The sequence below is a fragment of the Streptomyces laculatispora genome, from assembly GCF_017353455.1.
Taxonomy (GTDB): domain Bacteria; phylum Actinomycetota; class Actinomycetes; order Streptomycetales; family Streptomycetaceae; genus Streptomyces; species Streptomyces laculatispora.
Genome location: NZ_JAFMPZ010000076.1, coordinates 1 through 9,062, shown reverse-complemented (window position 1 = coordinate 9,062; position 9,062 = coordinate 1). Strand labels below are relative to the sequence as shown.

The following is a 9,062-nucleotide window of genomic DNA, read 5'->3' as shown; positions in this document are numbered from 1 at the left end:
AAGGCCGCCGCCGCTCCGGCCACCGAGGCCCCGGCCGGGCCGGAGTACGTGACGCTGCGCGGCCCCTCGGCCGCGGTCGCGAAGAACATGAACGCCTCGCTGGAGCTGCCGACGGCCACGTCCGTCCGTGCCGTCCCGGTGAAGCTGCTCTTCGACAACCGCATCGTCATCAACAACCACCTCAAGCGCGCCCGGGGCGGGAAGATCTCCTTCACGCACCTCATCGGGTACGCGATGGTGCAGGCCCTCAAGGCCATGCCGGCGATGAACTACTCCTTCGCCCAGAAGGACGGCAAGCCGACCCTGGTCAAGCCGGAGCACGTCAACCTCGGCCTGGCCATCGACCTGGTGAAGCCGAACGGTGACCGCCAGCTGGTCGTCGCGGCCATCAAGCAGGCCGAGACGCTCAACTTCTTCGAGTTCTGGCAGGCCTACGAGGACATCGTCCGCCGGGCCCGCAACGGCAAGCTCGGGATGGACGACTTCACCGGTGTCACCGCCTCGCTGACCAACCCCGGCGGCATCGGCACCGTTCACTCGGTGCCCCGCCTGATGCCCGGACAGGGCCTCATCATGGGTGTCGGCGCGATGGACTACCCGGCGGAGTTCCAGGGCACGTCGCAGGACACCCTGAACAAGCTCGGTATCTCGAAGGTCATGACCCTGACCTCGACGTACGACCACCGGGTCATCCAGGGCGCCGCCTCCGGCGAGTTCCTTCGGATCCTCAGCCAGCTGCTGCTCGGCGAGAACGACTTCTACGACGAGATCTTCAAGGCGCTCCGCATCCCCTACGAGCCGGTCCGCTGGCTCAAGGACATCGACGCCTCGCACGACGACGACGTCACCAAGGCCGCGCGGGTCTTCGAGCTGATCCACTCCTACCGGGTCCGCGGCCACGTCATGGCCGACACCGACCCGCTGGAGTACCGCCAGCGCAAGCACCCCGACCTGGACATCACCGAGCACGGCCTCACCCTGTGGGACCTGGAGCGGGACTTCGCGGTCGGCGGCTTCGCCGGGCAGACCCTGATGAAGCTCCGCGACATCCTCGGTGTGCTGCGTGAGTCGTACTGCCGCACCACCGGCATCGAGTTCATGCACATCCAGGACCCGAAGGAGCGCAAGTGGCTCCAGGACCGGGTGGAGCGTCCGCGCCCCGCACCGGAGCGCGAGGAGCAGCTGCGGATCCTGCGCCGGCTCAACGCCGCCGAGGCGTTCGAGACGTTCCTGCAGACCAAGTACGTCGGCCAGAAGCGGTTCTCGCTGGAGGGCGGCGAGTCCGTCATCCCGCTGCTCGACGCGGTCATCGACTCCGCGGCCGAGGCGCGCCTCGACGAGGTCGTCATCGGCATGGCCCACCGCGGCCGGCTGAACGTGCTGGCGAACATCGTCGGCAAGTCGTACGCGCAGATCTTCCGGGAGTTCGAGGGCAACCTCGACCCCCGCTCGATGCACGGCTCCGGCGACGTCAAGTACCACCTGGGCGCCGAGGGCACCTTCACCGGTCTGGACGGCGAGCAGATCAAGGTCTCGCTGGCCGCCAACCCCTCGCACCTGGAGGCGGTCGACCCGGTCCTGGAGGGCATCGCCCGCGCCAAGCAGGACATCATCAACAAGGCGGGCACGGACTTCACGGTCCTGCCGGTCGCACTCCACGGCGACGCGGCCTTCGCGGGCCAGGGCGTCGTCGCCGAGACGCTGAACATGTCGCAGCTGCGCGGTTACCGCACCGGCGGCACGGTGCACGTGGTGATCAACAACCAGGTCGGCTTCACCGCCGCCCCGGAGGCTTCACGCTCCTCGATGTACGCGACGGACGTCGCGCGCATGATCGAGGCGCCGATCATCCATGTCAACGGTGACGACCCGGAGGCCGTGGTCCGCGTCGCGCGGCTCGCCTTCGAGTACCGGCAGACGTTCAACAAGGACGTCGTCATCGACCTCATCTGCTACCGCCGCCGCGGTCACAACGAGGGCGACAACCCGGAGTTCACCAACCCGCAGATGTACACGCTGATCGACAAGAAGCGCTCGGTGCGCAAGCTCTACACCGAGTCCCTCATCGGTCGCGGCGACATCACGCTGGAGGAGGCCGAGCAGGCGCTCCAGGACTTCCAGGGCCAGCTGGAGAAGGTCTTCGCGGAGGTCCGCGAAGCCACCTCCGCGCCGTCCCAGCCGCATGTCCCGGACGTCCAGGCCGAGTTCCCGGTGGCCGTGACCACCGCAGTGTCCTCGGAGGTCGTGAAGCTGATCGCCGAGTCGCAGGTCAACATCCCCGACGGAATCACCGTCCATCCGCGCCTGATGCCGCAGATGCAGCGCCGCGCCGCCTCGGTGGACAACGGCACCATCGACTGGGGCATGGGCGAGACGCTGGCCATCGGATCGCTGCTGATGGAGGGCACCCCGGTCCGGCTCGCCGGCCAGGACACCCGCCGCGGCACGTTCGGCCAGCGGCACGCGGTGCTCGTCGACCAGAAGACCGGCGAGGACTACACCCCGCTGCTCTACCTCTCCGAGGACCAGGCCCGGTACAACGTCTACGACTCGCTGCTCAGCGAGTACGCGGCGATGGGCTTCGAGTACGGCTACTCGCTGGCCCGCCCGGAGTCGCTGGTCATCTGGGAGGCCCAGTTCGGTGACTTCGTCAACGGCGCGCAGACCGTCGTGGACGAGTTCATCTCCTCGGCCGAGCAGAAGTGGGGCCAGACCTCCGGCGTCACGCTGCTGCTGCCGCACGGCTACGAGGGCCAGGGCCCGGACCACTCGTCCGCCCGCCCGGAGCGCTTCCTCCAGATGTGCGCGCAGGACAACATGACGGTCGCCATGCCGACGCTGCCGTCGAACTACTTCCACCTCCTGCGGTGGCAGGTGCACAACCCGCACCACAAGCCGCTCATCGTCTTCACCCCGAAGTCGATGCTCCGGCTGAAGGCGGCCGCGTCGAAGGTGGAGGAGTTCACCACCGGCGGCTTCCGTCCGGTGATCGGCGACGAGTCGGTCGACCCGAACGCGGTCCGCAAGGTCGTCTTCTGCGCCGGCAAGGTCTACTACGACCTGGAGGCCGAGCGCGAGAAGCGCGGCGTCACGGACACCGCGATCATCCGTCTTGAGCGCCTGTACCCGCTGCCGGGTGCCGAGCTCCAGGCGGAGATCGCCAAGTACCCGAACGCCGAGAAGTACCTGTGGGCCCAGGAGGAGCCGGCCAACCAGGGTGCCTGGCCGTTCATCGCCCTGAACCTGATCGACCACCTGGATCTGGCCGTCGGCGCCGACGTCCCGCACGGTGAGCGCCTGCGCCGCATCTCGCGGCCGCGCGGCTCGTCCCCCGCGGTCGGCTCGGCCAAGCGTCACCAGGCCGAGCAGGCCCAGCTGGCCGACGAGGTCTTCGAGGCCTGACCGGCACCTCATGAACCGGGGGCCCGGTACCGCGAGACGATCGCGGTGCCGGGCCCCCGGCGTTGGCGCGGGTCCTCAGATGATGAGCGGCTCGAACGGCCAGAAGGCCAGGGACCCGGCCCGCACCGGATCATCCGCCTCCCGGCAGGCGATGCTGAGCGGGTGGCCGGGGCCCAGCGCCTCGGTGGCCCGTGGACCGTTCGCCCCGCCCAGCGCGTGGGCCTCCTCGGTCCGCCCCGTCCTCATCCTGAGGATCGTCGCGTTCAGCGCGCACCCGATCGCCCACGGGTGCCCGGTCCCGACCGCCTCGGCCATCAGGACGCGGGCCCGTTCGGTCTCGTAGCCCGCGGCCTCCGGATCGCCCAGGGTCCAGCGCATCAGCCCGAGGTTGCCCTCGACGCCGATCGTGTACGGGTGCCGGTCGCCCAGCATCCGCCGGTAGCCGTCCACCACCTGTTCGTGCAGCCGCAGCGCCTGCCGGGGGTCGCCCGCCTCCCGTTCCGCGCCGGCCGCGGCCGCGGTGATCAGCAGGGTCAGCGGATCGTGCTCGCCCAGGAGCCGCAGTGAGCCGTCCCTCGTCGCGGTGAGCGCCGGAAGGGCGGAATCAGCGCCCTCCAGGGCGTACTGGCAGAGCGTCAGGTGGTACTGGGCGCGCAGCGTCTGCGGGTTGTTGCCGCCCATCCGGCGCAGATGGCGTCCGGCCGTCTCCCGCAGGGCGACCTCCGCCTCCCGGTGCCGGCCGAGCAGCCGCAGGTCCATGGCGAGGTTGATCTCCGAGTACAGCGTGGCGGGTGCCTGCGGCGGCAGGACGGACCGCCGCCGTTCCAGGGTGAGTTCGTCCTGCTCCAGTGCCTGCTCGTACCGGCCGAGCAGGCGCAGCGACACGGCGAGGTTGTTCTCCGCGTTGAGGGTCCGGGGGTCGTCCCGCCCCAGCAGCCGGCGGTCGCGGTCCCGGATCGAGACGGAGAGTTCCAAGGCCTCCTGGTAGCGGCCCAGGCCCCGCAGATCCGCGGCGAGCCCGCCGGCGGCCCGCAGGTGGTCCGGGTCCAGTTCGCCGCGCTCGGCAGCCAGGAACTCGGCGGTGGTGCGCTCCACGGCCTCGCTGGTGCGGTAGTCGCCGAGGGCGCGCAGCAGGTTGGCGTAGTGATGGCGCAGGTCCCAGATCCGGGGGTGGGCCGGGCCGAGCAGCGTCTGCCAGGATTCCATCGCGGGGGCGGCGAACCGGACGCCGCTGCCGTACTCGCCCGAAAGGTACATGTAGCGGAGGCAGTTGAGGACGAGCTGTTGTACGTTCGGGTCCTCGCTGTCCAGGACCTCGGCCCATTTGAGGTGGGGGGTGAGTGCCGCGTACTCCGGCCAGCGGCCCGGGTCTGCGGGGTCGCCCGGGTCCGCGGCGGCGAGGGCGCGGCGGGCGACGTCGGCGTAGGCGCGGCGGTCGCGTTCCGGCATGTCCTTGCGGACGATCTGGTGGACCATGCGGTGCAGGTGGATCGACGCCACGGACAGGCCGCCGTCGGAGTCCTGGAACTCCAGCCACACCACCGAGTACTGGCGCAGCTGCCTGATCGCCCTGTTCCACAGCAGCGGGTCGTTCATCAGGCCGGAGAGCCGCTCGGGCAGCCCGCCCGGAGGCATGTCCCTCAGCAGCCGTACGGGGATGGAGCCGGGTGCGAAGAAGCCGCACAGGCGCAGCAGGTCGACGGACTCGGGGACGGTGTCCCTGAGCTTGTTCAGCAGTATCGACCAGGCGGTCCGGAAGGTTAGCGGGAAGTCGGCGGAGACCTTGACGACGTCCTGGTCGATGCCGCCACCGAGAAGCTCGATGTACTCCTCGACCGACATGTCGGAGTCGTTCAGCCAGCCCGCGGTCTGGTCGAGCAGCAGCGGCAGGTCCTCCAGCCCCTCGGCGAGCCGGTCGGCCTCGGTACGGGTGAGGCGCGGGGCCCGGCGGAGGATGAAGGCGACCGATTCGTCACGGTCGTAGACCGGCACCTCGACCAGGTCGCTGTTGTGGTCACCCCACTCGGGGTTGCGGGACGTGATCAGGACATGACCGGGGCCCGTCGGCACCAGGTCCCAGATCTGCTCCGGCTCGTCCGCACCGTCCAGAACCAGCAGCCAGTGGGAGTGCGGATCGCCGCGGCGCAGCGAGTCACGCACCGCGCGCAGCCGTTCGCCGTACTCGGCGCCGGTGGACAGGCCCAGCTCCGGGGCGAGTTCGGCGAGCTTCTGACGGTAGAGGGCACGCCGGTCGGCGGGCACCCACCACACCACGTCGTACTCGAAGCCGAACCGGTGGACATACTCGGCGGCCAGCTGCGTCTTGCCCACCCCCGGCATCCCGGACAGGGTGACGACGGCGCCGGGCCCGCCCGTGTGGAACGCCTCGCAGAGGCCGCCCAGCAACTCCTCGCGGCCGGTGAAGCGGGTGTTGCGGCGCGGCACCCCGCCCCACACCTCAGGGGTGTGGGCCGGGTGGTGGGGACCTGGCCTGGCGGCGACGTCCTCGGGCAGCGGACCGGTGGGCAGCCCCAGGCGGACGAGCAGCCGGTGCTCGGCGTCGTCGGCATCGGCGCCGTACAGCTCCAGCGGGTCCAGCAGGGAGACCGCGCCTCCCAGCGGGGTGGAGTGCGTGAACCAGATCGCCGCGAACCGGTCCCGGTCGGGGCCGACGACCTCGTGCAGGGCCCGGTCCCACGCGTCGGGGCCGTGGCCACCGAGCTGGACGTAGCGGCGGCTGAGCAGCAGCAGGATCCGGCCTCGGGAGCGTGCCAGCTCGCGCAGCCCGTCCGTCGGCGAGACGCCCGCCGGGGGGTCCCAGCGCTGCTGGCGGACCGTCACCCCGCGCCGCTCCAGGCGGTCCGCGGTCCACGCCGCCCAGGCCCGGTCGGTGTCGGCGAAACTGAGGGTGACCGCGGTGTCGGTCCCGGCCGGCGGTGCGGTGTTCCCGGACCCGTCGGGGTCCGCGCCGGGCCCCGGCAGCCACCGGCCGGGCGGGCGGACCCGGCTGCCGTCCGGGTCTGCGGACTCCTGGATGCGGCAGTGCAGTTCGTCCCTGCGGACCGGTGCGCCCCACTGGTTGGAGATGGTCAGCCGCAGCACGGCGGGCCCGGTCGCGGTGCCCGCGGTGACGAGGAACCTCGCCGGGCCGTACGTACCGCCGAAGCGGTGCAGTACGAGTCCCGGGTCGTCGAGCACCTCACAGACGAAGTGCGGGGCGCCGTCCAGGGAGACGCTGAAGGCGAGCTCCTCCTCCTCGTACGGCCAGGCCTCGCTGTCCTCCTCGTTGCGGGCGTTCAGCGGGCCGCGCAGGTCGACGCCGACACACTGGACGGCCCCGGGGCCGACCTCGCGCAGCCAGCCCACGACGGGTTCGATCAGCAGTGGCCGCTCGTCACCGTTCATGCTCGGCCTCCTCCCGTGCGCGCGGGCCGTCCGCGTACCGGCCGGTGAGGTGAAGCGTGCTGAGCGGGTGCCCGTAGTACTGGAACATCAGGCTGTAGAGCAGCCGCAGGGCGTTGCGCTGCCCCCGCTCGTCGAACGTGCCGTCGTCCCGGACCATCAGCGGAATCCCGCCCTCGGCGAGAAAGGTCTCGTGGGCCGCTGCCCGGAAGGCCCGCAGCGCGCGGGCCACCGGCCGGTCCGGGTCGGCGGTCACCGTCTCGACGAGCCGGCGGATCAGCTCGCGGGCCTCGGCGTCGCCGACCTTCCCCGCGGTGACGATGCAGCCGCCCGCCCCGTTACCGAGGAAGACCTCCGTGAAGCCCCGCAGATACTGCCGGCCGTCCCCGTCGTGGTCGAGGAAGCGGCCGGAGTGGCAGGCGTTGAGACAGACCAGCGAACCGTCCCGGCCGAGCAGGCGCATGCCGTGGTCGTGGTACTCCGCCCAGGTCACGTCCGCCAGGGTGAGGTTGCTGAGCTCCTGGTCGAAGGTTCCGTGGCAGCCCATGTAGACCAGGCCGGTCGGGTCGGCGGCGGTCTCGTCGAGGCTTCTCAGGAAGGACACGATGCCGGAGTGCGGCCGGTGTCGGTAGCCGCGGAAGACGTCCCGGTCGGCGCCCATGTCCGGGTGGAAGTAGCCGAGCACCGCACCGGCCGGGGCCGCGACATCGGTCGGGAAGTCGTCGCCGCCGCGGACCGCGTCGAACCAGCGCGCCAGGTCGACGAGCATCCCGAGCATTCCGCCGGGAAGTCCCGCCTCCGGAACCGGTGGCAGGGTGAGTGCCTCCCAGGGCAGATCGAAGCCGGTCTGGTCGAGTATCACCAGCTGAAGGGCGTCGCCGTGGACCTGCCGGCACCGGTTGATCCAGCCGGTCAACGGGCCCTGGTTCAGCGACCAGCGGCGGATCGAGCGGAGCAGCTCCGACGGCGGCTCGCCGCCCGGCCGGGCGTTGCCGAGGCTGATCGCCGCCGGGCGCCGCTGGCCGCCGCCCGAGGTGTACGGGAGCGGCGGGACGCCGCGGCACCAGGCCTCGAAGCCGAACGCCTCCGGCAGGCCCGGTGAGGGGCGCCGTCGCCGCACCCTGATGCGGGCGTACATCGTGTCGGGCGCCTGTTTGGCGTCGACGGCGACCGCGCCGAGTCCCAGCGGAGTGCCGGTACTCGCGCCGGCCGGCACGGCGGTCCGTGGGGCGGGCAGCACCTGTCCGGCCCGTCGCCCGAGGCGCCGGATCACGTCGAGGGCGTCATCGCGCACGGCTCGCCCCCTCGTCGTCGGCCTCCGCCGCGATCACGCTGCCGCCGAGTGCCTCCGCGAGTTCGGCGGGCAGCGCGGTGTACGGCCGCCGCCCCGGGTCGATCACCACGCTGTGCAGCCGGGCAGGGCTCAGGGCGCCGATCCGTTCCGCGGCCCGCACCGCGTCCGTCGTCCCGGTCCGTCCCGCCGGACCGGGGCCAAGGCGTCCGGTACGGCCCGCGGCCAGCGGCACATTGCCCCGCCCGTCGGTCACGACGACGAGCAGGGCCTCGACGAGTCCGGCGCGGTGGTGCCGGAAGGCCCGGCGCAGGGCGCTGCCGGCCTGGTCGAGGCCGTGGGCGAGCGGGGTGGCGCGGCCGGCCGGCCTGGCGAGTGCGGCGGCGATCCTCGGGTCCCTGGTGGACCGGGCGGAGAACGACCCGGCCCGCAGCTCGTTCGCCGCTCCCCGGGCACCCACCTCGACGACATGGACGGCGGCCCGGGTGACATAGGCCCACTGCAGGAAGGGTTCGAGCGCCGGGTTCCAGTCCCAGTCCCCGCGGCAGGTGTGGTCGAGTACGAGGGTGAGCGTCCGGACGGGTTCGGGTGCCCGGACGTAGCCGCGCAGGTCCTGCGGGACGATCACGAGCCGGCCCCGGCCGCCGCGTATCGCCCGGTACTTCGCGGCCTCCATCGCGGTACGGACCGGGGCGAGGTCCCACAGGTCGCGGGCCCGCCGCACCCCGACGACGGCGCCTCGGGAGGCACGGGCGCCCCCGGCCCGGCGTGCGGGTATCCGCAGCGTGGCCCCGCCGGGCCCCGGACCCGCGGTGTCCTCCGGGTACGGGGAGAAGGGACCCGGCCGGTCGCCCCGGACCGGGGCCGGGCCGAGGGAGACTGCGGTCTCCGGTTCCTGGACGAACGAGCCTGCCTCCAAGGGCCGTTCAGGGGCGGGGCGGGCGTCCGGAGGCGGACGGTCCGGGCC

At 72.0% G+C, this 9,062-nt stretch carries 3 protein-coding genes and 1 pseudogene; 1 reads left to right on the top strand and 3 read right to left on the bottom strand.

Going from position 1 to position 9,062, the window contains the following annotated elements:
* Positions 1–3,402 (top strand): multifunctional oxoglutarate decarboxylase/oxoglutarate dehydrogenase thiamine pyrophosphate-binding subunit/dihydrolipoyllysine-residue succinyltransferase subunit (locus J1C73_RS03845; RefSeq protein ID WP_207315083.1); only part of this gene is annotated, 3,402 nt, incomplete at its 5' end.
* Between the two features lie 75 nt (positions 3,403–3,477).
* Here J1C73_RS03845 and fxsT read toward each other — a convergent pair.
* The 3 genes and pseudogenes from fxsT to J1C73_RS03830 form a co-directional block, all read right to left on the bottom strand.
* Complete coding sequence (gene fxsT / locus J1C73_RS03840) at positions 3,478–6,807, bottom strand: FxSxx-COOH system tetratricopeptide repeat protein (protein ID WP_207315082.1); 3,330 nt, start codon at positions 6,805–6,807, stop codon at positions 3,478–3,480.
* Positions 6,797–8,098, bottom strand: coding sequence for a CHAT domain-containing protein (locus tag J1C73_RS03835; RefSeq protein WP_207315081.1), 1,302 nt, complete (start codon positions 8,096–8,098; stop codon positions 6,797–6,799). The genes fxsT and J1C73_RS03835 overlap by 11 nt, the downstream gene beginning before the upstream one ends.
* Positions 8,088–9,062 (bottom strand): annotated as a pseudogene (locus tag J1C73_RS03830) (hypothetical protein); the annotation flags it as partial. The gene J1C73_RS03835 and the pseudogene J1C73_RS03830, both read right to left, overlap by 11 nt.

What these genes read in the sequence shown, in the direction of transcription:
- fxsT (WP_207315082.1), bottom strand. Translation starts at nt 6,807, where the DNA reads ATGAACGGTGACGAGCGGCCACTGCTGATCGAACCCGTCGTGGGCTGG.